The sequence below is a fragment of the Algoriphagus machipongonensis genome (assembly GCF_000166275.1).
GTDB classification, from domain to species: Bacteria; Bacteroidota; Bacteroidia; order Cytophagales; family Cyclobacteriaceae; genus Algoriphagus; species Algoriphagus machipongonensis.
On sequence record NZ_CM001023.1, the window covers coordinates 1828705 to 1853501 of the forward strand.

Here is a 24797-nt window from a genome sequence, read left to right on the forward strand (position 1 = left end):
ATTTCCAGCCCCTTTTTTTGATTTAGGTAACTTTATCTTCTGTCAATCTGCGTAGGAAGGGCTTCTTGACCTAGATATGCGGAAAGCCGGGCTTTCAATTCGTCTGCTTTTTCTTGATAGCCACGCTCCTCGAGAAGAGGGATGAAATATCGAATCATTTCAATAGATATCATCATTTCGCGATCATAGTCCCTATTTTCAAGGGTATAAAACTCGATCATATCCAATGATTTTTTGGAAACTTTATCGATGATGTCCAGGGCTTTATCTTCCTCTCCCACCTCAAAGAATAGAGGGACAGATTGCCCACTGGATAGGTCATATGGAATAGATTCGTTTGGCATCACTTCCAAGCCATAGTTAAGCAGCTCTGCGGCTTTGTCCATTTTGTTTTCATCAAGAAGTGCTATGGCAATGTTGTTCAAAGCACTTCTATGATTAGAAGCAAACCTTCTATATTCTTCATCCTTATATGCATCGGGATCATCCATGCCTCTGAATGCAAATTTCTCCATGTAATTTTTGAAGGCCAAATCTGCATTCACCAATTCTTCACGAATATATTCGGGTTTCTGAATAGGGAGTAGTCTGTAAGTCAATCCTTCTTGAACCACATGGCTTTCTAGGTTGATTCCAATCGTAGATAAGGAAGTGTTGTTGAAGTAGATGGGTCGATCCCAATTATTTGTAGTGATTAAATCAATTAACATCAAGGTGCCTTTGGTCATGTATTGACCATTGACTCTTAAATTGATTTGTGGAGTAAATAAGGACGAGAATTCCTCTGGAATAATATCCTTGTTAGCAACGGAAGCACTATCCACATCTAAAATCAAATTTCTAGACGGAACCATGTTGACAACACTTTTTCCGCCAGAGTTGACATTTAATCTTGGGTCTCCCTCATTTAATAAGGATAGATAAGCTTTCACTGAAATTGCAGAGTTTGGCTTCTCATCACCCGTAACATAAAGGACATCATTAGTGCCTTTTTGATATCGCTTAGGGTCTAGACTAAATGGTAATGCTTCAGATTCATTGACGTCTCGGGTCATCTGTTTTACATACCAGTCCGTATCAAAATAACTCAATACAATCACACGAACGTCTGTACGGAAACCTTCTACTTCCTGTACATACCAAAGCGGGAACGTATCATTATCTCCTCCGGTAAACAAAATGGCATTTGGCGCACAGGAGGCCAGGAAGTTTCTTGCAGAATCTACAGAGAAATATCTCCCTTGTCTATTGTGATCATCCCAGGTTTGACTTGCTACCAAGCCTACTACAGGGAGGGTTAGGAGTGTAGCAATCACACCAGCCGTAGCCAGGTTCTTGTTCATTTTCCCTATTCCATGGGCAATTCCCATAACTCCCATACCAATCCATATGGCAAAAGCATAAAAACTACCTACATAGATATAATCACGCTCCCTAGGTTCGATGGGAGGGGAATTCAGGTAGAGTACCAGAACTACACCCATCATTAGGAATAGCATTAAATTGACATAGAATGATTTCGGGTCATATTTTGCTTGGAAAAACATACCAACAACCCCCAATAATAAAGGGAGCATCAAGAAGTTGTTATGACCTTTATTTTCTTTGATATAGTCGGGGAATTTATCAGAGAAGGCATCGGTAATTCCAATCCAAGGAGCATCGGAGAAGTCACTTTCCCTTCCCGAGAAGTTCCACATAAAGTACCTCCAGTACATTTTGCCCAGCTGATGCTTGAACATAAAGTAAAGATTATCTCCAAAAGTGGGGTCTTGTCCTTCTCTAAGTCCTAAAACCTGTCGGTAGATTCTTTTGTGATTCTCTTGAGTGGAATAGACTCTAGGTAGGATCGTGGTTTTGTTTGGATCATAAATGTTTTTTAATCCATAATCCACAATCTCATATTTGTCTTCTCCTTTCATGTATACCGGGTCACCCTCTTCTTGATCTACAAGTTTGGCGGTGAAGTACTGACCATGCATTAAAGGTCTATAGCCATACTGCTCTCTTTTCAGGTAAGAAACATAGCTAATGATGTCTTTGGGAGCATTTTCGTTTATGACAGGATCTTGATTGGCTCTGATGACAATCAAGGCATAACTACTATAGCCAATAAGAATAAATACCAAGGAAAGTAAAGCAGTGTTTAATGTGGCGTTCTCCTTACTTCTGGAATATTTATAGGCGTAAAATAGAGCGCCAAAGAATAGGATTGCGAAAAAGACAATTCCAGAACCGAAGGGTAATCCCAAGGAGTTAACAAAGAAAATCTCCATGGAACCTGCCAGACTAGGAAGGCCAGGAATAATCAAGTTGTTGATAATTATCAGGGCAAATCCACCGATAAACATCGCAATCATGCCTCCTTTGAAGTTCGGCTTATCATACTTTTTAAAGTAGTAAATCAAAGCCAAAGCTGGTAGTGTCACCAAGTTGAGCAAGTGAACACCAATAGAAAGTCCCACTAAATAGGCAATGAAGATCATCCATTTATTCTCATCTCTAGGGTCTTTGATCACATCCCATTTCAAAAATGCCCAAATCACGATTGCAGTAAAGAAGGAGGACATTGCGTAAACTTCCGCTTCTACTGCAGAAAACCAGAAACTATCTGTGAATGTATAAAGCAAGGAGCCTACGATACCTGCTCCCATTAAAGAGATCACTTCTCCTTTACTTTCTTTGCCTTCTTCCATTTTATATAGTCTTCTACCAAAAAGGGTTATAGACCAAAACAGGAATAGGATGGTAAAGGCAGAAAAGAGTGCACTTCCGACGTTCATCCAATAGGCTACTTCCAGCACATCACCTAAAGCTAGAAAGCTGAACATCCTATAGACAAGCAGAAAGAAAGGTGCTCCAGGAGGGTGTGGTACCTGAAGTTTATAAGAAACCGCGATAAATTCTCCTGGATCCCAGAAGCTAGCGGTCTGTTCTGCTGTCAAAATATATACGATCGCGGCTACGGCAAAAACTAGCCAGCCGGTTAAATTATTGATTTGCTTATACTTGAGCATTAATTCTGGATATTAGACTGGCGAAAATAAAAAATTAATCGCCAACTAGGGATTTTTTAGCACTTTTTAAAACTTATAGGTCCAGAATGGAAAACGTCCTAATGTGATAAAAATTACTGTTTCGAACCGATTGAGGGTTTACCTTTGTTGTGTTAATTAAATAATAAGACCATGAGCGCAAAACCAAAAACATTCCAGGAGCTAATAGAAGGAGATAAGCCAGTATTGGTAGATTTTACTGCTACTTGGTGTGGACCTTGCAAAATGATGCATCCTATTTTGGAAGATACCGCTAAACAGCTGGGCGAAAAGGTGAAAATTCTAAAAGTAGATGTAGATAAAAACCCTCTAGCTGCAAGCAAATTTCAAGTTAGAGGAGTGCCAACATTAATATTATTCCAAAAAGGAAAAATTCTTTGGAGGGAATCTGGCGTTGTTCCTACGCATCAATTGGTCAAGACCATTGAAACCAATATCATGAGCAATGCTTAGGCTTCATGTGACAAAAGTCATTTAGTCTGGGGAAATCCCTTGATATATTTGTAATAGAAATTGAAAGAATAAAAAAATAAGTGATATGAAAATCGAGCAAATTTATACAGGTTGTCTAGCTCAAGGAGCATACTACATCGAGTCTGATGGTGAAGCAGCAGTGATCGATCCATTAAGAGAAGTGCAGCCTTACATTGAGAAGGCTGAAAGAAGAAATGCTAAAATCAAATATGTTTTTGAAACGCATTTTCATGCTGATTTTGTTTCTGGACATCAGGATTTGTCAGCTAAAACCGGAGCTCCGATTGTTTATGGTCCAACGACTATGAAAATGGGCTTTGACGCTACAGTGGCTGAAGATGGCCAGGAGTTTCAAATAGGTAAGGCGAAAATAAAAGTGATCCATACCCCAGGTCATACGATGGAAAGTACCTGCTACTTGCTTTATAATGAGGAAGGGAAAGAGGAAGCTATTTTCACTGGAGATACCTTATTCATAGGAGATGTGGGAAGACCTGATTTAGCACAAAAGGTGGTAGAAGACCTGACCCAAGAAAAATTGGCAGGACATCTATATGATTCCTTAAGAAATAAGATCATGCCTTTACCTGATGATTTGATCGTGTATCCGGCACATGGAGCAGGATCAGCTTGTGGTAAAAACATGAGTAAGGAGACTTCAGATACCTTAGGAAATCAAAAGAAGACCAACTATGCTCTTCAGGATATGACCAAGGAGCAGTTTATCAAAGAAGTGATCACTGGATTAACACCTCCACCTGCATATTTCCCACAGAATGTGATGATGAATATCGAAGGATATGATAGCATTGATGAAGTGTTGGAAAGAGGAGTAAAACCATTATCTCCTGCACAATTTGAGGCAGCAGCCAATGAAACTGGCGCATTGATCTTGGATACCAGATCTCCTCAGGTTTTTGCCAAAGGCTTTGTGCCTAATTCTGTGAATATTGGAATTGACGGAAGTTTTGCGGTTTGGGTAGGAGCGATGATTCCTGACTTGAAACAAGAAATTCTTGTAGTGGCAGAAGAAGGAAGAGAAGAGGAAGTGATTACCCGATTGGCTAGAGTAGGCTATGACTTTGCGCTTGGATATCTCGAAGGAGGAATCGATTCTTGGAAAAAGGCAGGGCAGGAGCTAGATCAAATCGAATCTATCGGAGTGGAAGAATTAGTGAAAAGAAAGAAAGAAAATCCTGATCTGAATATCTTAGATGTAAGGAAAAACAGCGAATTCCTTTCAGAACATGTAGTGGATGCAGAAAATGCACCATTGGATTACATCAATGAAAGCATGCTCAAAGTAGACAAGGATAAAACTTATTACGTACACTGTGCAGGAGGATATCGTTCTATGGTCTTTAACTCTATTTTGAGAGCTAGAGGTTATGATAATCTGATTGATGTGGATGGTGGATTTAAAGCCATTAAAGAGTCTGGTGAGTTTGAAGTGAGTGATTACGTTTGTCCTACCACATTGCTATAATGTGAGAAAAGTTGCGAACACCCATAAATGGCAGGTCGCAAGATCTGCCATTTTTAGTTTCAACCTAAATTCTGTGATAAAAGTCACGATAATCAAGAAAGCATATTCTGAACTTTGTAATTTAGTAACTATAGGGAATCGTCTTTTCCCAGACCTTAGAAAAATTGAATAAAATTCAAAAAAATATAAAAAATGGATCAATTGATAGACTGGATCACCCAGCCATGGCCTTGGTATGTGGCAGGACCCTTGATAGGGCTAACTGTCCCGATACTTTTGCTGATTGGAAATAAAACATTTGGTATTTCATCTTCCCTGCGTCATGTCTGCGCTATGTGCGTTCCTGCAGGTATTCCTTTCTTCACTTATAACTGGAAGAAAGAAATGTGGAATATTCTGTTTGTAATAGGCGTCTTAATTGGTGGCTTTATTGCAACAAATTTCTTGGCCAATCCAAACGATTTTGTTTTAGCAGATCAAACCCGAGCTGATTTAACGGCTCTTGGAATCACAGATTTCTCAGGCCTCATGCCATCAGATATTTTCCAATGGGATAATCTGTTTACGGCAAAAGGACTTCTTTTCTTCGTGTTTGGAGGATTCTTAGTGGGGTTTGGAACTCGATATGCCGGAGGATGTACATCAGGACATGCGATCATGGGAATTAGCTCTCTGCAGTGGCCATCGCTTTTAGCCACAACATTCTTTATGATCGGAGGCTTTGTGATGACTCATCTATTGATGGAGCCTTTAATGAAACTAGTTGGATATTAATCGAGGAAAGCAATGATAGTAGAAGAGAAGAAAAATAAAGTTGAAGTTTGTGATGCACCTAACTCTCAGCAAAATGTAGAAAAAGGCTTATCCCTAGTGAAGTATATGATAATTGGGATCCTCTTTGGGATTGTCTTTGTCAAAGCCGAAATCATATCCTGGTTTAGGATTCAAGAAATGTTTCGTCTCCAGTCATTCCATATGTATGGGGTCATTGGTTCTGCGATTATTACTGGAATTATTTCCATTCAGATTATCAAGAGATTTAACTTGAAGTCGATTGCTGGTGAAACCATCAACATACCTAAAAAGGAGTTCCGTAAAGGTCAGATTATTGGAGGGTTTATCTTTGGTTTGGGATGGGCAATAACCGGTGCCTGCCCAGGGCCTTTGTTTGCTCAAATAGGGTCGGGCTTTTTAGTAGTTTTTGTGACCTTGATTTCCGCTATTGCTGGAACATGGGTCTACGGAAAATTTTCTGACAAGCTTCCAAATTAAATTTAAAAGCTTGAATTGCTAAAGCCGCTTTCTGTGAAGGAAGTGGCTTTTTTATTGAAAGACCTTGCGGATAATAAATCGAATCAAAAAAATAATACAGATGATGATGCTTCCTACAATGACAAATTCCATGAGATATTTTTTTCTACTAACAGAAATATAGGGGAATAGTTTCTATTCCTTTTTTTGTTTTAGGGTTCGTTCGGGATAATCTTTCTAAATTTCGGAGCCTTAAGACCTATCCAATTGTATGAATTCCCTTTCCAAGCGCAGAGTGGCCCTGGGGGCCTTTTTCTTTTTTGTAGGGCTATGTTTTGCCTCCTGGGCTGCAAGAATCCCCGATATTCAAGCCAAATTTGATCTTTCAGAAGGGCAGTTAGGAACATTATTACTGTTTCTACCTTTGGGGTCTGTGATCGGACTCCCTATCGCCGGCTGGGCAGTACATCAATTTGGAAGTAGAATTGTCATTATGGTGGGTGCCATTGCCTATGCTTTGACATTGCCACTTATTGGCTTAGCACCTTCAACTTGGTTGCTGGTACCGGTATTGGTTTTTTATGGGATGCTCGGAAACACCATGAATATTTCCTTGAATACTCAGGCCTTAAATCTAGAAGATGAGATGGGAAAAAGTATATTGGCCTCTTTCCATGGACTCTGGAGCATGGCGGGATTTACAGGAGCTGGCATAGGGGCGCTAATGATCTATTTGGGTTTATCTCCAGCAATTCATTATACCGTGGTTGCAGGAATTTCATTTATTATTATTCTTTCAGCTCAAGGCTATATTATCAAGGAAAAAGCAGCAGCCTCTGAAGGAGGAATGGTCTTGAAAAAACCTGATGCATTATTGCTCCGAATTAGTCTGATTGCATTTTTAGGGATGATGTGTGAAGGATGTATGTTTGACTGGTCAGGAGTTTACTTCAAAAAAGTGGTGATGGCCGATCCTTCATTGATTGCATTAGGATATGTGGCTTTTATGGGGACAATGGCTGCTGGTAGGTTTATAACAGATAAAGTGGCTGCTAGATATACCAAAGTGGAAGTCATCCAAGTGAGTGGAGTTTTGATCTTTGTTGGATTGACTTTGGCAGTAGTTTTTCCCACCGTAGGCATAGCTACGTTTGGCTTTTTATTAGTAGGCTTAGGAGTAGCATCGATTATTCCTCTTTCTTATAGCATCGCGGGAAGATCCAAATTATATGCGCCAAGCGTCGCCTTGGCTTTGGTTTCTACGATTTCATTCTTCGGGTTTTTGTTAGGGCCTCCATTGATTGGCTTTATTGCAGATTTATTTAACTTAAAAACCTCCTTTGCGATGGTGGCTGTGAGTGCTTTGGGAATTACCTTGCTTTCTAGCTTCCGTAAAGCGGTATTCTTGATTCCCCAAAAAAGTAAAACCTAATCTGAATAGATGAGTCATCCTTCTACCTTTCAATATGAAAAGGACTTCGAAATTGGTTCTTTTCAAGTACATCCAGACGGTAAAACCAGATTAAGTTCTGTAGCGGATTTATTTCAGGAGATTTCCTGGCGCCATGCGGATTCTGCTGATTTTGGGAGGAATCTCTTTGAAGAAAATAAAATGTGGGTGCTTTCGAGAATGGATTTTCATTGCTTTGAATTTCCCTCTTGGGGTGATCGAGTTAAGGTTTACACAGCTGGCCGTGGAGTAGAAAAGCTTTTTGCTTTCAGGGAGTTTTTGATGACAGATTTAGAAGGAAAAGTATTAGTACAATGCATGACTTCTTACCTTTTGCTGAATATTGATTCCAAGCGACCAGTTCGCCCGGAGACTGCTTTACCAGGTCATCTTTTTGATCCTTTGGAAAAGCCAGAATGGCAATCTGAAAAAGTAGAAGTAGGTGGGGAATTACTATTCACTGAGTCCAGGAAAGTCCGTTATTCAGACCTGGATCTTTATGACCATGTAAATAATACAAGCTATATCCAATGGGTTGAGAATTTATTGAAAGAACAAAACCTTAGCTACTCCAATTTACTGATCAACTTTCAAGCAGAATGCAAACAGGGAGATTTGGTTACTCTTCAAGTTTTGGAAAAAGAGGATAGTTTCGTCTTTGAAGGAAAGGTAGAAGGCAAAATCGTGTTTTTGGCAGAGGCTTACTAAGCGAAAACTTTTTCGTGGGATGTGATCCTTGTCACTTTTTTTGACTAAGTAAAGAGACATTTTTGTAGCTTAAGAAAGCAAAATGAAAAAGACAGATAAATCTTTATTTCAAATCATAACTCTTGCACTGAGTCTGTTGGTACTTGCTAGTTTTCTGGTGGGAGTGATTGGCTTTACCCTTTATTTATCTAATAGCGGAGTTTCTTTCCCAGCTCTTTCAGAGCAAGCTGAAATAGTAAAACCATTACCTCCAACTCCAGTTTCCAAGACGTTGATGGATTCTGAGGGAATGTGGCAGGCGCCAGATTGGAAATTAGTAGCCGAGGAGCCAAATGCTTCCCAGATTGAATATGGACGAGAACTTATCGCAAATACATCGGAGTATTTAGGACCTAACGGAAAAGTAAAAAAGATATCGAATGGCCTGAATTGCCAAAACTGCCATTTGCAAGCCGGAACCGTTCCTTTGGGGAATAATTATTCCGCAGTGGCTGGGACCTATCCCAAGGTTCGAGGGAGATCAGGCACGGAAGAGGATGTGGTCGATAGAATCAATGGTTGTTTTCAGCGTAGTCTGAATGGCGAAACACTTCCTAGAGATAGCAAAGAGATGGAGGCAATGGTGGCTTACATGAATTGGCTGGGGCAAGGTGTTCCCAAAGGAGAACGACCCAAAGGAGTAGGAATTTATGAAGTTCCTTTGTTAGATAGAGCTGCAGATCCTGTAAAAGGGAAAACTATTTATGAAAATCAATGCGTTGTATGTCACATGCAAGATGGACAGGGGTTAATGAAGCCCGACAGCACTGGATATACTTACCCACCTCTATGGGGTGATCATAGTTATAATCAAAAAGCTGGCTTATTTAGAATGTCCAAATTTGCCGGATATGTGCGTGCCAATATGCCCTTTGGAGCGACTTATGAAAATCCCATTTTGACAGATGAAGAGGCCTGGGACCTGGCAGCCTATGTGAATAGTCTGGAAAGACCCACAAGGGCTTTTCCGAATGATTGGCCTGATATTTCAAAAAAGCCAATGGATCATCCTTTTGGGCCTTACGCTGATGATTTTTCAGAAGAACAGCATAAGTACGGTCCATTCAAACCAATCAAAGAAGCTATAGCAAAATTAAAATGAGAAAGATATTACTAGGGATTATCCTGGTGCTGTCTTTCCATGCAAAAGCTCAAGATACTGAGCGAAAGCTAGAAATAGTACCGGATATCCATTTTCGTATGTTTTGGATGAGTACCTCTTATCCGAGTGATTTTAAGGATGATTATGCCTTAGGAACCAGCTTACAACTTGGTGGAAAATTTACCTATGCGAAGCATTGGGATTTACAAGTAGGGTATCGTTTTTATGGAGATTTATGGAGTTCTGATATTTGGTCACCAGATCCAGTTTCAGGAAATTCCAATCGGTATGAAACAGGTTTATTTGATCTGCAAAATCCCGGAGATCGTTTTTTTGGAAGGCTGGAAAGCTTATCCATTAGCTACTCAACTAACCTTTGGGGAGTTCGCTTAGGCAGGATGGGAATCAATACAGATTGGATCAATGCCCAAGATGGAAGGCTTTCACCCACAGTTGTTGAAGGAGTTCATGGCTGGTATTCTCCAGCAGAAAAATGGAAGATTGGTGCCTGGGGGATTACGAGAATGGGGGTAAGAGGTACTTCTAAATGGCTGGGAATAGGAGAGTCTATAGGAGTTTATCCCTTAGGACGCGATGTTTTTGGGCAGCCATCTCAGTATAAAGGGAATACGCAAAGTGATTGGATTGGAGTTTTGGAAGTCTCTTATGATATGGAGAAGTTAGGGAAGCTTAACTTTTCTGAAACCTTGGTTCAGAATATCTCCAACACCATTTATGGAAGTTTAGAGAAAGAATGGGGTAAGGAGGCAAAATCAGAGAAATGGATATCTGCACTTCAACTTGGTTTTCAAAATGGAATTGGAGCAGGTGGAAATGAGGATGTAACCATGAGATATAAAGATCCAAATGATAAAAACTGGGTAATCTCAGGAAGAGTAGGCTATGAGAGAAACCAATGGAAAACGAACCTCAGCTACACGCATGTGGGAGGCAAAGGGAGATGGCTTAGCCCAAGAGAATGGGGGAAAGACGCTTGGTACACCTTTATTCCAAGGGAAAGAAACGAAGGCTATGAAACTGTCGACGCTTTGGTTTTCAATACCTCGTATCAATTTTCTTCTATAGGCCTGACCCCCTACCTTTTCTTTGGGCTTCACTGGTTGCCAGAGATTCAAGATGTAGCTGCAAATAAGTATGCCTTTCCTTCTTATCGTCAAATAAATTTTGGTCTCAGGTATCGTCCAAAAGGAATCAGAAATTTAGATGCGCATTTGATCCTTATGAACAAGGAAGCCTTAGGAAATTCCACGCTTTCTCCAGGACAGCGCTATAATAAAGTAGGGATGATCCATACCAATGTCATGATCAATTGGCGTCCATTTCAATAGCTAGGAGCCACATAACCGCTTTTAAGCCAAATAATTATTGATCTTTTTAAACAAATTAGGAATTACCAATTAATAGACAGACCTTTGTCCAAGTCAGATAGCCTATTAACGAATAGGGCCTGACACTTGAAGTAAAGTTAGTGTTGATTATCAACTCGCTTAAGTAGCAAATTCAAGAGTTTACCCTTACGATTACCTAGGTTTTAATTCTCTCCCTTTTCTACTTTTTTAATTCATTTATGGCTTACGGCTATTTTTCGAATTAAAACCTGCAGTCACAATCCTCCCAACAGTACCTGAATTACAAATTAAGTAAATCAAAATAATACTATATTAAAACTATAAGATTCTCAGAATCAAATCTCTCAGATTTTTCTGTCACCCTCAAATCACGGGTTTATGGACATTTTAAGTCCAACAACAAATCCAAATACGCAAATAAGGAAATGGTCTTAAAGACCGTCTTACTGATTTCGCTATTCTTCGTTCCACAGATTTTCGTAATTTCTGGTTTAGTCACCGAGACTTGGCAATTGTTTTCTTGCTATATCTTATCGGCTTTTGGAATGTCTGGTATCGGGATGGGTGTGATGCACGATGCCTGTCATGGCTCGTATTCAAAAAATCCACTGGTTAACAAATATGTGAGCTACACGCTTAACATGGTTGGTGCTAGTTCTGAGGTTTGGAGAATCCAGCACAATGTGCTGCACCATAGTTATACCAATATTCATGAGCATGATGACGATATCAATGCTCCATTCTTTTTAAGGTTTTCCCCAGAAGCAGAGCAGAATAAGCTCCATAAGTTTCAACATCTATATGCTTGGTTTTTCTACTCTTTATCAACGCTTTCTTGGGTTACGGCTAAGGATTTTATCCGCTTAAAAAGATACCATAAAAAGGGCTTGGTAAAAGGAAAGAACGGGTATCAAAAAACACTTTGGACCATCATTGGCTGGAAAGTTGCCTATTTCTTGGTAGTTCTTGGCTTGCCAATAATGTTTGCACCATTTTCCTTTTGGATGATTTTATTGGCTTACGTGGCCATGCATTTCGTGACGGGATTTATCATCACCATGGTGTTTCAAATTGCACATATTGTGGAGGATGTTAATTTTCCAGTGGCAGATGAAAATGGAAATGTAGAGGGAGAAAGAATGCTACACCAGTTGGCGACAACCTGTAACTTCTCTCCAAACTCAAAGATTATTACCTGGTTTGCAGGTGGCTTAAATTATCAAGTAGAACATCATTTGTTCCCGGATATTTGCCACGTACACTATAAAGATATTGCCCCTATCGTCAAAGCGACTGCGGCTGAATTTAATGTTCCGTATTATTCCAAACCTAAGTTTTTCAGCGCTGTTTTGGATCATTTTAAAATGCTCTATGTTCTCGGGAATACTCCGAAGCTAGAGACTCAAAAAGTCATGAAATAATGGAAAGGAATACGAATAGAAATAGAACCGCAAAACCTCAGGGTGCGCGAAGACCTCAAAGAGGTCCGAGACAAACCCAAAAGAAAAAGGAGTCAACTTTAGATCCAAATTTATTGGTGAAGAAGGCGAAGCCTAGCGGACAAGAAGGGTTTCAATCAAAAACTTCCTTTGCTAGCCTGAGTCTTGACTCAGTGATGATGCGTAATCTTTCGGAGAAGGGCTACGAGAATATGACGAATATTCAGGAGCAATCCATCGAAGCTTTACTGGAGGGAAGAGACCTTTTGGGAATTTCCAATACAGGCTCTGGAAAGACAGGTGCTTTTTTGATTCCGATCATTGAGCATGCCTTGAAAAATCCGGGTCAGTTTACTGCTTTGATAGTTACTCCTACAAGAGAACTTGCCTTGCAGATCGATCAGGAGTTTAAAAGTTTGAGTAAAGGAATGAGGTTACACTCCGCAACTTTCATCGGAGGTACCAATATCAATACTGATATGAAAGTTCTTTCAAGGAAGTTACACGTGATCGTGGGTACTCCAGGAAGACTTTTAGACTTAACGAATAGAAAGTTACTTAAGCTGAACCAAGTAAAAACCTTGGTATTGGATGAGTTTGACAGAATGCTGGATATGGGTTTTGTCAATGACGTTAAAAAATTAGTGGGAGGGATGACCCAAAGAGAGCAGACGATGTTGTTTTCTGCGACCTTAGAACCCAACCAAAAGAATTTGATTCAAAGTTTACTTAAGAATCCTGTAGAGGTGAAAATCAACACTGGAGTAAGTACCAATGAAAATATAGAACAAGGCATTATCCGAGTACCAGAAGGGAAGGATAAGTTTGGTATGCTGGCTGATTTATTTCAGAACAGAGCTATGGATAAGGTGATCGTTTTCACCGAAACCAAGAGACTGGCTGACCGACTAAGCAAGAAACTAAATCAAGCTGGTGTGAAATCTGGATTGATCCACGGCAATAAATCTCAAAATTTTAGAAATAAAACGATTGAGCAATTTAAGTCAGGAGAAACCAGGGTTCTGGTAGCGACTGATGTTGCTGCGAGAGGAATAGATGTGGCTGACGTTTCTCATGTGATCAACTATCAGTTGCCCATGACTATGGATAGCTATATACACAGAATCGGAAGGACAGGCAGAGCCGGTAAGACTGGCCATGCCATTACATTTGTCAACTAAAATAACTGTATGTCAAAAAATCAAAATAGCTTCATTAAGAAGCAAAAAGCAGAATTAAAGAAGAGAAAAAAGAAAGAAAAATTTGAAAAAAAGTTAGAAAGAAAAACACAGCCAAAAAGCGGTGACCTAGATGATATGATCGTTTATGTAGATCGCTTCGGTAATTTTACCGACACTCCTCCGGAGGAGGAGTCAGAAAAGAAAAAAACTCCAAATCAAAGTAATAAAAACACAAGAACAACAAATTTTAAATCAAAAAATCATGAATGAAGGAACAGTAAAATTCTTTAACACAACAAAAGGCTTCGGATTTATCACACCTGACGACTCTGACGAGGACGTGTTTGTACACCAGTCTGGTCTTGTACACGATATCCGTGAAAACGATAAAGTGTCTTACGAGCTTGTACAAGGTAAAAAAGGCGTTAATGCAGTTAACGTAAAAGTGATCAAATAAAGAAACAAGGGATGGGTTCGCCCGAACCTGTTTACTTTTTGATACAAAAACACCTGCTCTCTTCGAGGGCAGGTGTTTGCTTTATTAGGGTTAGGTATACTTAATCTTTAAGATTCAATTTTCACCTCATGGGTTAATTTTTTTCCTGCTTCCATTTCATCCAAGTTGAAAAGTGTGGTTGCTGCGATTTGGTTTAAAGCTTCTTTTGTTAAGAAAGCCTGGTGCCCTGTAATCAAGACATTTGGGAAGCTCATCAAGCGAGTGATTTGTTCATCCATCAGAATTTCTTCTGAAAGATCCCTGAAAAATAGATCTTCTTCCTGTTCGTAAACATCAATGCCCAGATATCCGATTTTCTTGGTTTTTAAAGCTCTAATAACCGACTTGGTTTCAATCAAAGCTCCTCGGCTGGTATTGATAATCATGACACCTTTAGGCATCAGCTCCAAAGTTTTTTTATTTATCAGATGCTTTGTTCCAGGTGTAAGAGGACAGTGTAAAGAAATAACCTGGCTTTGCATGAGCAAATCATCTAGCCCCAAATATTCGACTCCCATCGTTTTGAGCTCTTTGCTTTCGATTAAATCATAGGCTAATACCTTACAGCCAAACCCTAGAGCAATGCTACAAAAGGCTTTTCCAATGGCTCCTGTACCTATGACGCCTATGGTTTTTCCATGGAGATTAAAGCCCGCTAAACCCTCCAGAGAGAAATTATTATCTCTCACGCGGTTAAAGGCTTTATGGGTTTTGCGGCTTAGGCTTAAGATTAAAGCAAAGGCATGTTCGGCTACAGCTTCAGGGCTATAGGCCGGAACACGACAGATCTGTATTCCATATTCTGCCGCCTTTTCTAAGTCCACCTGATTGTACCCTGCACATCTCAAAACGATTTTCTTTACGTTCAGAGCGGCAAGTTTCTTTAACACAGGTGCATCTAAATGGTCATTGACAAAGGCACAGATCGCATCATAACCTTCAGCTAAAGAAACGGTATGCTTATCTAATTTTGGCTCTAGGTAAGTAAACTGATGCGCATGTTTTGGGATTAGTTGATCAAAGCTCTCTCGATCATATGACTTGGTACTAAAACATGCGACGTTCATAGCTAATTTGTTTGTAGTTGGTAAATGCTAAAGCGGGTGAACTCCTCTTCTGTTTCTGTGTTTTCGGGTTCTTGAACTAGTAGTTTTTTGTCAGGAAGGGTTGTAACCAATGCCCCAGAAATTCCAGGTAATTCCATGGGCAACTGCTTTCCATCTTTAAAAATAAGAATTCTTTTTTCAGATGCATCTTGAGTTCCAAAATATGGTGCATCTTCTGACGTTCGTGATTCATATTCTGCATCTGAAATCCCTGTAAAGTACTGTAAAAGATATAATCCATCACCAAAATTTAAAAGATTTTGATTTCTGGCTGACAATCTGCTGAGGTTTGTTACTTGAGGATTGTCAAATCCTGTACCTATTGGAACAGGGTTTTGAACTTTAAATTCAGAATACTCTACAGGAATACTTTCCTTAAAGTTTAAATCTGGAAGACTATAAATCAATATCTGAGGGTCTAAATCTTGGATTAAAGCAAGTTCATGTGACTTATGATCTATAAAGAAAGATTTTCCCATCAGCCCTGCGTACAAGTTATTTGATTGGGAATAGATCGAATTTTCATCATAAGGAATTACCATTTCCGCAGCTCCGGTTTGAAGGTGGAGTTTATAGAAGTTCTGAAGGGTATCTTTACCTTCTTGGTCTCGGATCAGGTGTGAGGCTGTAAGGTAATTACTCGGCCCCACTAAAAGGAACGTACTGTCCTCGGATTGATAATAAGGTGTCTTACCAAGTGGCAAGTTCGTACGAATTGGGAGTGGAGACATGATGTTTTGGCTATGAACAGGATTGAAGTCTGAGTCATAGGCTACCACCTGAAATGGCAGTTCCACAATTCTTTGACCATTTGGACCAAAGGCCAAAGCCATAGGATTCCAATTCCCATATTTCCCTGGTCCATCACCTTTTTTGTTGACTCTTTTGAGGATTTTTCCGGTAGCTGATATCTCTAAAATATCATCCTCAACGCTGGCATATCCTAGGTAGATGTTCTCTTCAGGGCTATAATCCCGAATGGCAATCCGGGTAAAATTATCAACTTGAAAGGAATCCACTTTGACAAGAGAATAATTTTCTTCTGTTTTTACGCTCTCTTTACTGGAGCAGCTTACTCCCAAAATGATGGAAAGTATAATTAGGCTGGGTAATAGTTTTTGGCTCATGTTCATATTTATTAAATATTCATAGGTCTACGAAAATCTCGTTAAATATAGAGTTTACCTTATCCAATCCCTATTTTATTTGATTAAATCCTGATACTATCTGCTCAGTAAGTGGAATAATTTAGTGATTCTGTCTAGATTGGGGCAAAAAACCATTAAACTATGAAAAGACTATATCAAAAGCTTTTTATCCTAGGTGCCGTCTTATGTATGAGTGCCTGTGAAGCAAAAAATGATGAAGAAAAAATTGTTGAAGAAATAAAAGAAATCGAAATGGAAGAAGTAGTACAGCCTGACTCCTTATTAAGGCATGTGGTGATGTTTAAATTTAAAGACAGCACATCCCCAGAAAAGATTCAGGAAGTGGTTGATGCATTTGCAGCATTGCCAAGTAAGATCGAACAGATTAAAGGTTTTGAATGGGGTACAAACAATAGCCCAGAAGGGTTGAATGACGGTTTGACGCATGTATTCACTTTAACATTCCACTCTGAAGAAGGTCGCGCTATTTATTTACCACATCCTGATCACAAAGCTTTTGGGGCTGTATTAGGTGACAGCATTGATAAAGTAGTCGTGGTAGACTACTGGACTCATTAATTTTTGATTCTAGAAAGTTACTGATCAAAGGGCAAAGCAGAACCATCTGTTTTGCCCGCTTCATTTACTGTCAAAACTTCAGTAACAACAAAATTACTAGTACCTCTCCAAGGAAGCATGCCATTGAATTCCTCGTATCGAAGTTCAACGAACTTCCCAGAGGCTCTTTCTAATTTTTTTGCAACTTCTTCATTCACTACACTGAATCTAAATTCATTACTTTGTAAGCCTCCAGCGGTAGGGCTTTGAAAACCTTCTTGTACCACGCGGCCTTCATAGGTTTTAAAGACTACCCCTTTCTTAACAAAATAATTGAGGCTACCTGCTTTGACCCCTTCACCAAATACGAAGTAAAACTTCCACCAAAAAAAGATCATAAAAAGTACTAAAAAGCTGATTCCGGCGATCCAAGCAAATTTCTTCATGGCTAAATAATTATTGATTTATAAATATAGAAAGTCAACAAAATATAATCGTTTTTTGAATAATTATTTTGAAATGGATCCTTTCAATTTTTGGAGATTGCTAAGGTTGTTTGGCTATTCAAACTCCTCTGTTGATTTTAATTTTATTGGGTTTAAGAAATCAGAAAAAGCTTAGGAGCTTGAGAAGTAAGGATAGTTGAAAATGGGCATAAAAAAAGCCCGAAATTTATTTCGGGCTTCATGAATTTTACTTCTTTTATTCTACTAACCAAATATATTCTCCATAGCCAGCAGCTTCCATCTCATCCTTTGGGATAAATTTCATCGCAGCTGAATTCATGCAATAACGAAGGTTCGTTGGATTGGGGCCGTCATAAAACACATGGCCTAAATGGCTGTCTCCCAACTTACTCCTTACTTCTACTCTAAGCATCCCTGCAGATTTGTCAACAGGCTTATCGATCAGTCTTGCGTCTATCGGCTTGGTGAAACTAGGCCATCCTGATCCGGATTCATATTTATCCTTGGAACTGAATAATGGGGCGCCAGTGACAATGTCTACATAAATTCCCGCTTCTTTGTTTCCATTATATTCGTTTTGGAAAGCCATCTCAGTGGCTTCTTCCATGGTTACTTGGTACTGAAGATCTGTTAATTGTTTCTTCAATTCAGCCTTGGAAGGGGCAGGGTATTTTTCTTCAGATAATTCTGGCCAATGTGCTTTAATAAAGGCATCTCTACCACTTCCATTTCTGTAAGCATAGTAATCCTTTGGGTTCTTTTTATAATAATCCTGGTGGTAATCTTCTGCAGGATAAAAGTTGGTATACTTGATAATTGGCGTCGCAACAGGCTTATCGAACTTACCTGATTTGTCAAGCGCTTTCTTGGATTCCTCGGCTACTCGTTTTTGTTCTGAATCATGGTAGAAGATGGCAGATTCATATTGACTTCCCCGGTCATAAAAAGACCCACCAACGTCTGTTGGGTCGAAAGTTTGCCAAAATATATATACAAGTTCAGAGTAACTGATTACCTCCGGATCAAAGGCAATTTGTACTGACTCTCTGTGGGAAGTTTTTCCGCTGCTTACTTCACCGTAAGTAGGGTTTTTCTCTTTTCCACCGGCATAACCTGAGGTTACTGCAATCACTCCATCGATTCCTTCAAATGGCGCTTCTACGCACCAAAAGCAACCGCCAGCAAATGTTGCCAATTCCGTTTTACCCTTGTATTCAGCTATTTTATCTTCATCAGAACTGTTGTTCTCCTTACTTTCAGCAGGAGTATTTCCGCAGGAAACCAGTACTAAAGAAAACAATGCGACAATCAGATAGGATGATAAATTACTAATAAGTTTCATTGAGTTTTTCATTTGTTCAATTGTGCTCCTTTTTGGTAATGATTAAACAAGGATTTCATCCTTACTGTTCAAACAACCTTAAATTTACACTTAATATCTTTGCATAACATACGTCATAGACAGCAGGTGGGATTTCCTGAAGGTTTGGTATTGTAATCCATATGACACTTTTTTTGCCAATAACCTTCAGTCGTATTTTAAAAACTTTTTCAAGAAGTTCATTAATTGCTTGTATTCTTCAGGACTGAATGTCTTTTTTTCTTTTGCTTTTCTGATGGTTTCAAAGAATTCATCAAATGGGGTTTTGGTTTTCAGATGGCTGTTTTCCAAAAGCCAATTGTGCAAAAGATTGAGTTCATACTTGTTTATATCTCCATCGACAATTATTCCATAAACCAAACCTTGCAAATAGTGAAGGTCCGATTTGACATGGTCTTTTTCCTCAAAATCATTTTTAAACTTTTGAATAGTTGATTTGAGTTCGAAAATTTCTTCTGAACCCAGAATACCTGATTTGATTATATCTCTGATTTCGGAATAAAAAGAATGAAATGGGTCTTCTTTGCAGATACTTTCATGGGTTTGGCACCAAGACTTCAAAGCATCAAATTCACTTTTGGATATATGGCCATCAATTGCGATTCCGTGAATCAAGCCATTCAGGTTATGGAAAGCTATTTGGGTTTGGGGGGCGATACTATCTTTCATATCCTATTTTTTTTATATAAGATACAAAGTATTGATCTACAAATAAATATCAGTAAATAGGTTTTTTTAAACAATGAATAACCCCGTTTCACAACTAAATCCAAAGCCTATAGCCCTAGGCTATAATCACTCTATCTGAAATTCAGTGTAAACACGGTTTTTTCTCCAGGTATAGAAGTTACCTGAAGGCTTCCTCTGTGTAGGTTCATGATTTGTCTGGAGATTGCCAACCCAATTCCCGAACCGGTTTTTTTGGTAGTATAGAACGGAACAAAAATCCTTTCCAGCGCCTCTGGAATTATGCCCGGTCCATGATCCTCTACCCTCAACATGGTTCCCAAATCTCCCTGAGAAATTGCCGAAAGCCAAATCGTCCGCTCTTTATGATTTTGGATAGATTCACTGGCATTTTTCATCAGGTTGATCAAGATCATTGTAATCTGATCATGGTCACATAATATTGATAAATCATCAGGCTGAATGTCTGTTTTAATTTTGATATCGGAGCCTTTTAGGTCTTCCTTCATCAATATCAGCACATTCTCGAAGAGCGATTTTACAGATACCAGTTCCTTTTTAGGCAATGGAATATTGGTGTAATCCCGATAAGCATTCACAAAATTCACCAAGCCCTTACTTCTGTTGGCAATCGTGTCCAAGCCTTCCTGAATATCTTGATACCCATCTTTCTTGATCAAAAAACCTTCTTTTTGCACATAACTGTCCTCTTCCAATATGGTACTTAAGGAGTCCACTAAACTGGAAATTGGGGTGATTGAGTTCATGATTTCATGTCTCAGAACCTTGGTGAGGTTTTGCCAGGCCTCCAATTCATTGGATTGAAGTTCTGCATTAATGTTTTGCAAAGAGAGCAAGGTCCAACTTAACCCACCCATTTTTAAGGAGGTGGACTGTATGATCAAATGAAGGTTGGGGTTCACTCGATAAGAAACACGCTGGCCGGGTTTCATCTCCATGACCTGTTCCAATAAACCTTTAGAAAGCTTCCCTAAATCAGAGATGTCCCGAAATTGGGGGATTTGTAACAGATGTTTCGCGGCATTATTAATTACCCCGATTTTCCCTTCTGCATTGAAAGAGATAATACCAGAGTTAATGTGCTGAATAATTACTTGAAGGAACAGCATTTGTTCCTCCTTTTCCGCTCTCGTTTGCTTGAACACATTCATGACTTCGTTGAAAGCCATGTTTACCTCCCGAAAAGACTGGCCCATTTGACTATCCGAGGTAAAAGAGCTGGAGAAATCTGTATATCGAATAGAGTCCAAGAAACGGGCAAGCTTATGGTTGACTGAATTTACATAGTAAATCAGTTCACCAATTTGAACCATGGCAATAAACCCTAAAATGGCGGGAGCAAGCCAGAGATCTTGACTGTAATAAAGCCAAAGCCCCAAGTAGAGGCAGAAGATGATCATCAGAATCCGTATCCCGACACCAACCGAAAACCTCTTATAAACCATATTTTTCTAATCTGCGGTAAAGGGATGAGCGAGTAAGACCTAATTCCTCTGCCGCTCGAGTAATATGGCCATTGTGTTTTTGAAGTGCTTTACGAATTAAGATTCGTTCCACATCTTCAATATTTAAATGATCCAGACTGACGGATTCTTCCTGCTTTTCAGGTTGTCCCATTTTTTGAAGGAATAAATCCTCTGGTTGCAGAACATTATGATTACTCATGATGACAGCACGCTCAATACTATGCTGTAGTTCACGGATGTTTCCAGGCCAGTGATACTTCATCATTCGTTTTAATAGAGGTTCTGATGCTTTCCGGATATCCTTATTGTATTTCTTGGAATAAAAGGTAATGAAGTGATTTGCCAGCAAGATGATATCATCGGCCCTTTCTCTTAATGGAGGGAGATTAATTTCAATGGTATTAATTCGATAGAGTAAATCTTGTCTAAAAGTATTGTCATATACCATATTATGTATAGGCATATTCGTCGCCGAAATTAAGCGAATATTTACTTCAACAGCTCTATTGGCACCCACTCGGGTAACTTGTCTGTTTTGTAATACAGCTAAGAGTTTGGCTTGAAGCGGTAAGGGAAGATTTCCAATTTCATCTAAAAACAAGGTGCCTTTATGCGCTTGTTCAAATCGGCCGGCACGATCATCTTTGGCATCTGTAAAAGATCCTTTTTTATGTCCAAAAAGCTCTGACTCAAATAGAGTCTGCGTGATAGATCCTAAGTCAACTCCCACAAAAGCTTCTTTGCTTCTTCTGGAATGACGGTGAATCGCTCTTGCTATCAACTCTTTTCCGGTACCATTTTCACCTAATATCAAAACATTGGCATCAGTGGCAGCCACTCTTTCGATAGTTTCATACACTTTTTGCATGGCAGGACTTTGACCGATAATCTCGGTGAATTTCCTGTCCATATCTTGTTCAAGCGTTTGCTTCTGGTCTTTTAGTAAGTCTACTTCGAGTTTCTTTTGCCTTAATTTCAAAGCTGAGTTTAATGTGGCAAGAAGCCTCTCATTTTCCCATGGCTTTAATACAAAATCGGTAGCTCCTTCTTTAATAGCGCGAACAGCCAAGTTAACATCGCCATAAGCTGTGATCAAAACAACTACTGCTGATGGATCTAATTCCAGGATACGATCTAGCCAGTAAAAACCCTCTTGTCCCGAACTCACATCTTTCGTAAAGTTCATGTCCAGCATAATGACATCATAATTTTCATTATGGGTTAAAATCGGAAGTAAATCAGGGTTTGTCTCGGTATCAACCTGTGCAAAATGCCTTTTGAGAAAAATTTTGGCTGCCTTTAATAGGTCTTCATTATCATCAATAATGAGAATTTTGCCGCTTTTATACTCGCTCATTTATACTGTATTTAATTTAAAGAGTTGGTTCAGGTATTTAAGGAACCTTATGAATAACAATCTTAAGTATTCCAAAAGCATACCGATTTACACTTTTAGACAAAATTCAAATTAAATCTTGTTCTATCTCAGAATAGAAGCCCTTTTAATGAATTTTATTTTTATTCACTTCTTTCTAAAAATACGAAAGATTGAGCGGGTTTTGTTCGCTCACGAACAAAAATGTTCGGGAGCTTCAGTAGTAAAATTCCTTAAACCTTTATAATAAGCCTGAAAACGCCCTTTTTTTGATGGCATACCATTTGGCATAAGGGTATCAGCCGAAAAAGGCAGATACACACAATGGATAGAAAAATAAAAAAGAAAACCTGGACTCCCAGGAAAATTGCTTGGATTGCTGGCGGTGTCATATTGGTCGCTGGAATTATTTATCAAATCGGATTTGCGGATCATCGATCTACAATGAATGTGGAACAGGATAGACTTAGTGTTGCCACTGTGAAGACAGGGGAATTTACTGACTACATTCTCGTTTCCGGCCAAATCGAACCTGCGCAGACATTTTACCTGGATGCGGTAGAAGGGGGGATGGTCGCTGAGATAGTTCGTGAGTCTGGAGCGCTAGTAGATGTCGGAGATACCATCTTGATGATGGCCAATTCTAATTTGCAGCTAGATGTAATGCAGAGGGAAACTATGCTTTACGAGCAAATTAATAACCTCCGTCAGACTAGACTTTTTCTGGATCAGAATGATTTGAGTCAGCAAGGGCAATTGGCAGAGATCGATTATCAGATTAGCTTACTTGAGCCTCAGTATAAAAGATTCAAAGAGCTACATGAGAAAAAGCTGGTTTCGGATCGAGAATTTGAAGAAGTAAAAGAGCAGTACGAATATAATCTGAAAAGAAAAGAATTGACTTATGCTTCTTACAGAAGTGACTCTATAGCAAGGTCTTATCAGCTTCAGCAGTTGAGACAATCTGAAAATAGAATGAACGCTTCCTTAGATGGTGTAGGTAATATTTTGAATAACCTGGTGATTAAAGCCCCGATTTCCGGTCAACTGGCAATGGAACAAATTGAGGTGGGTCAGGCGATTAATTCAGGCGAGCGATACGGTCAGATAGATGTGTTGGATGAATTTAAAGTTCGTGTGCCAATCGATGAATTATACCTTCCGAGAATTGGACAAGGTTTGAAAGGAAAGTTCACATTGAGTGGAGTAGACCATGAGCTTGAAATCATGAAAATCTATCCAACTATCACCAATGGTCGATTTGAAGTAGATATGAAGTTTACAGGGGAGAGTCCACAAGGAATTAGAAGAGGACAAAGTGTGAGAATTAGGTTGGAGCTTGGTGATTCTGAGCAGAGTTTATTATTGCCAACAGGTGGTTTCTTTAAGGATACTGGAGGAAACTGGGTATTTGTCTTGAATTCTTCTGGAAATGCAGAAAAGAGAAATATCCGACTGGGAAGGAAAAACCCAGAGTATTATGAAGTCTTAGAAGGATTAGTAGAAGGAGAAAAAGTAATTGTCTCTGGATATGAAAACTTTGGTGACAACGAGATTTTGAACTTGAATTAGTGAAAAAGAGGGGCATAGGATGTCTGATGTAGGATACATTCCCTCTCAATCTCTAAAGACCATAATTATTGAAACTCAAAAAATAAATTAAAACCTTAAATACACATGCAAAACGTAATCAAAACCGTCAATCTTAGAAAGATGTATGCGACTGAAGAGGTGGAAACCACTGCTTTGGATAGCATTCAGATCGAAATCAAGAAAGGTGAATTTGTCGCTATTATGGGGCCTTCTGGATGTGGTAAATCCACATTATTGAACATCCTTGGATTATTGGATAATCCAGATGATGGAGAATACCATTTTCTAGATCAGGAAGTAGCTAGATTTTCAGAAAGACAGAGATCTTCTCTAAGAAAAGGGAACATCGGATTTGTATTCCAGAGCTTTAACCTGATCGATGAATTGACAGTATTCGAAAATGTGGAGCTTCCACTATTATACTTGAAAATCCCTGCTGATGAGCGCAAGACAAGAGTTGAAGAGGTATTGACTCGTATGAATATCATGCATAGAAGAAATCACTTCCCTCAGCAGCTTTCAGGTGGTCAGCAGCAGCGTGTGGCGATTGCAAGAGCTATCGTGGCAAAGCCTTCTGTGATCCTTGCCGATGAGCCTACAGGTAACTTGGATTCTACCAATGGTGAAGAAGTAATGAGACTTCTGGAAGAATTAAATAATGAAGGAACTACCATCGTAATGGTTACTCACTCACCGCATGATGCTAATTATGCTCACAGAGTCATCAATCTATTTGATGGTAAAGTGGTGACTGAAAATATCCGCGAGCAGTTTCATGTTTAAAATATAAAAATTGGAAAATTCTAAAATTTGAAAATTGGTCTATTCAATTCATTGATTTTCAGTGAATAGTAGAGTTTTTATTGTGAAAACTTACCAATTTTCATTTTTTGGATTTAGAATAAATAAGGTTCTAAAATTTTTCAATTTTTCAATGTTCCAA

General features: G+C 39.1%; 23 protein-coding genes. 15 read left to right on the forward strand and 8 right to left on the reverse strand.

Annotated elements, in window-relative coordinates; genetic code table 11:
• Positions 1–32: 32 nt before the first annotated feature.
• On the reverse strand, positions 33–3017 hold the full coding sequence (locus tag ALPR1_RS07900; protein WP_008199775.1) for a glycosyltransferase family 117 protein: 2985 nt from the start codon (positions 3015–3017) through the stop codon (positions 33–35).
• A gap of 171 nt (positions 3018–3188) precedes the next feature.
• Between ALPR1_RS07900 and trxA the strand changes: the two genes are divergently transcribed.
• From trxA to ALPR1_RS07960, 12 genes are all read left to right on the forward strand, one after another.
• Entirely contained in the window at positions 3189–3509 is a 321-nt protein-coding gene (gene trxA, locus ALPR1_RS07905) for a thioredoxin (RefSeq protein ID WP_008199777.1), read from the forward strand.
• A gap of 85 nt (positions 3510–3594) precedes the next feature.
• Positions 3595–5016, forward strand: a complete 1422-nt coding sequence (locus tag ALPR1_RS07910) for an MBL fold metallo-hydrolase (protein ID WP_008199778.1) — start codon at positions 3595–3597, stop codon at positions 5014–5016.
• Between the two features lie 192 nt (positions 5017–5208).
• Positions 5209–5790, forward strand: a complete 582-nt coding sequence (locus ALPR1_RS07915) for a YeeE/YedE family protein (protein WP_008199780.1) — start codon at positions 5209–5211, stop codon at positions 5788–5790.
• Between the two features lie 12 nt (positions 5791–5802).
• Positions 5803–6288 carry a DUF6691 family protein gene (locus ALPR1_RS07920; RefSeq protein ID WP_008199782.1) on the forward strand — a complete coding sequence of 162 codons (486 nt, stop codon included), beginning with the start codon at positions 5803–5805 and terminating at the stop codon, positions 6286–6288.
• A gap of 250 nt (positions 6289–6538) precedes the next feature.
• The gene (locus tag ALPR1_RS07925) at positions 6539–7699 is read left to right on the forward strand and encodes an MFS transporter (RefSeq protein ID WP_008199784.1); all 1161 of its coding nucleotides are present in this window, start codon (positions 6539–6541) and stop codon (positions 7697–7699) included.
• Positions 7700–7708: 9 nt separating this feature from the next.
• Complete coding sequence (locus tag ALPR1_RS07930; protein ID WP_008199785.1) at positions 7709–8425, forward strand: acyl-[acyl-carrier-protein] thioesterase; 717 nt, start codon at positions 7709–7711, stop codon at positions 8423–8425.
• Between the two features lie 82 nt (positions 8426–8507).
• Positions 8508–9566, forward strand: coding sequence for a c-type cytochrome (locus ALPR1_RS07935; RefSeq protein ID WP_008199786.1), 1059 nt, complete (start codon positions 8508–8510; stop codon positions 9564–9566).
• On the forward strand, positions 9563–10915 hold the full coding sequence (locus ALPR1_RS07940; protein WP_008199787.1) for a hypothetical protein: 1353 nt from the start codon (positions 9563–9565) through the stop codon (positions 10913–10915). The genes ALPR1_RS07935 and ALPR1_RS07940 overlap by 4 nt, the downstream gene beginning before the upstream one ends.
• 446 nt (positions 10916–11361) lie before the next feature.
• Positions 11362–12357: a fatty acid desaturase family protein gene (locus tag ALPR1_RS07945; RefSeq protein ID WP_008199788.1), complete on the forward strand. Its 996-nt coding sequence runs from the start codon at positions 11362–11364 to the stop codon at positions 12355–12357.
• Positions 12357–13556 (forward strand): DEAD/DEAH box helicase, encoded by a 1200-nt coding sequence (locus tag ALPR1_RS07950; RefSeq protein WP_008199789.1) that lies wholly within the window; start codon positions 12357–12359, stop codon positions 13554–13556. Before ALPR1_RS07945 ends, ALPR1_RS07950 begins: the two co-directional genes overlap by 1 nt.
• Positions 13557–13565: 9 nt before the next feature.
• On the forward strand, positions 13566–13826 hold the full coding sequence (locus tag ALPR1_RS07955; RefSeq protein ID WP_008199791.1) for a hypothetical protein: 261 nt from the start codon (positions 13566–13568) through the stop codon (positions 13824–13826).
• Complete coding sequence (locus tag ALPR1_RS07960; RefSeq protein WP_008199792.1) at positions 13819–14013, forward strand: cold-shock protein; 195 nt, start codon at positions 13819–13821, stop codon at positions 14011–14013. Before ALPR1_RS07955 ends, ALPR1_RS07960 begins: the two co-directional genes overlap by 8 nt.
• A 107-nt stretch (positions 14014–14120) precedes the next feature.
• On the opposite strand, the gene ALPR1_RS07965 is transcribed toward ALPR1_RS07960, so the two are convergent.
• On the reverse strand, positions 14121–15119 hold the full coding sequence (locus ALPR1_RS07965) for a 2-hydroxyacid dehydrogenase (protein ID WP_008199793.1): 999 nt from the start codon (positions 15117–15119) through the stop codon (positions 14121–14123).
• 2 nt (positions 15120–15121) lie between these two features.
• Complete coding sequence (locus ALPR1_RS07970) at positions 15122–16285, reverse strand: hypothetical protein (protein WP_040302653.1); 1164 nt, start codon at positions 16283–16285, stop codon at positions 15122–15124.
• Between the two features lie 162 nt (positions 16286–16447).
• Here ALPR1_RS07970 and ALPR1_RS07975 point away from each other — a divergent pair, with 162 nt between their 5' ends.
• Positions 16448–16885 carry a Dabb family protein gene (locus tag ALPR1_RS07975; protein ID WP_008199798.1) on the forward strand — a complete coding sequence of 146 codons (438 nt, stop codon included), beginning with the start codon at positions 16448–16450 and terminating at the stop codon, positions 16883–16885.
• Positions 16886–16902: 17 nt separating this feature from the next.
• On the opposite strand, the gene ALPR1_RS07980 is transcribed toward ALPR1_RS07975, so the two are convergent.
• The 5 genes from ALPR1_RS07980 to ALPR1_RS08000 all read right to left on the reverse strand — a co-directional run bounded on the left by ALPR1_RS07980 (position 16903) and on the right by ALPR1_RS08000 (position 22243).
• Positions 16903–17310: a hypothetical protein gene (locus ALPR1_RS07980; RefSeq protein ID WP_008199799.1), complete on the reverse strand. Its 408-nt coding sequence runs from the start codon at positions 17308–17310 to the stop codon at positions 16903–16905.
• A 256-nt stretch (positions 17311–17566) separates the two neighbouring features.
• Entirely contained in the window at positions 17567–18673 is a 1107-nt protein-coding gene (gene msrA, locus ALPR1_RS07985) for a peptide-methionine (S)-S-oxide reductase MsrA (RefSeq protein WP_040303375.1), read from the reverse strand.
• Between the two features lie 186 nt (positions 18674–18859).
• Positions 18860–19381: a tellurite resistance TerB family protein gene (locus ALPR1_RS07990; protein ID WP_008199801.1), complete on the reverse strand. Its 522-nt coding sequence runs from the start codon at positions 19379–19381 to the stop codon at positions 18860–18862.
• Between the two features lie 131 nt (positions 19382–19512).
• Positions 19513–20820 carry a sensor histidine kinase gene (locus ALPR1_RS07995; protein WP_237701634.1) on the reverse strand — a complete coding sequence of 436 codons (1308 nt, stop codon included), beginning with the start codon at positions 20818–20820 and terminating at the stop codon, positions 19513–19515.
• Between the two features lie 34 nt (positions 20821–20854).
• Complete coding sequence (locus ALPR1_RS08000) at positions 20855–22243, reverse strand: sigma-54-dependent transcriptional regulator (protein WP_008199803.1); 1389 nt, start codon at positions 22241–22243, stop codon at positions 20855–20857.
• A 342-nt stretch (positions 22244–22585) separates the two neighbouring features.
• Here ALPR1_RS08000 and ALPR1_RS08005 point away from each other — a divergent pair, with 342 nt between their 5' ends.
• Positions 22586–23833 carry an efflux RND transporter periplasmic adaptor subunit gene (locus ALPR1_RS08005; protein WP_008199804.1) on the forward strand — a complete coding sequence of 416 codons (1248 nt, stop codon included), beginning with the start codon at positions 22586–22588 and terminating at the stop codon, positions 23831–23833.
• 105 nt (positions 23834–23938) lie between these two features.
• Positions 23939–24637: an ABC transporter ATP-binding protein gene (locus ALPR1_RS08010; protein WP_008199805.1), complete on the forward strand. Its 699-nt coding sequence runs from the start codon at positions 23939–23941 to the stop codon at positions 24635–24637.
• The last annotated feature ends 160 nt before the right edge of the window (positions 24638–24797 follow it).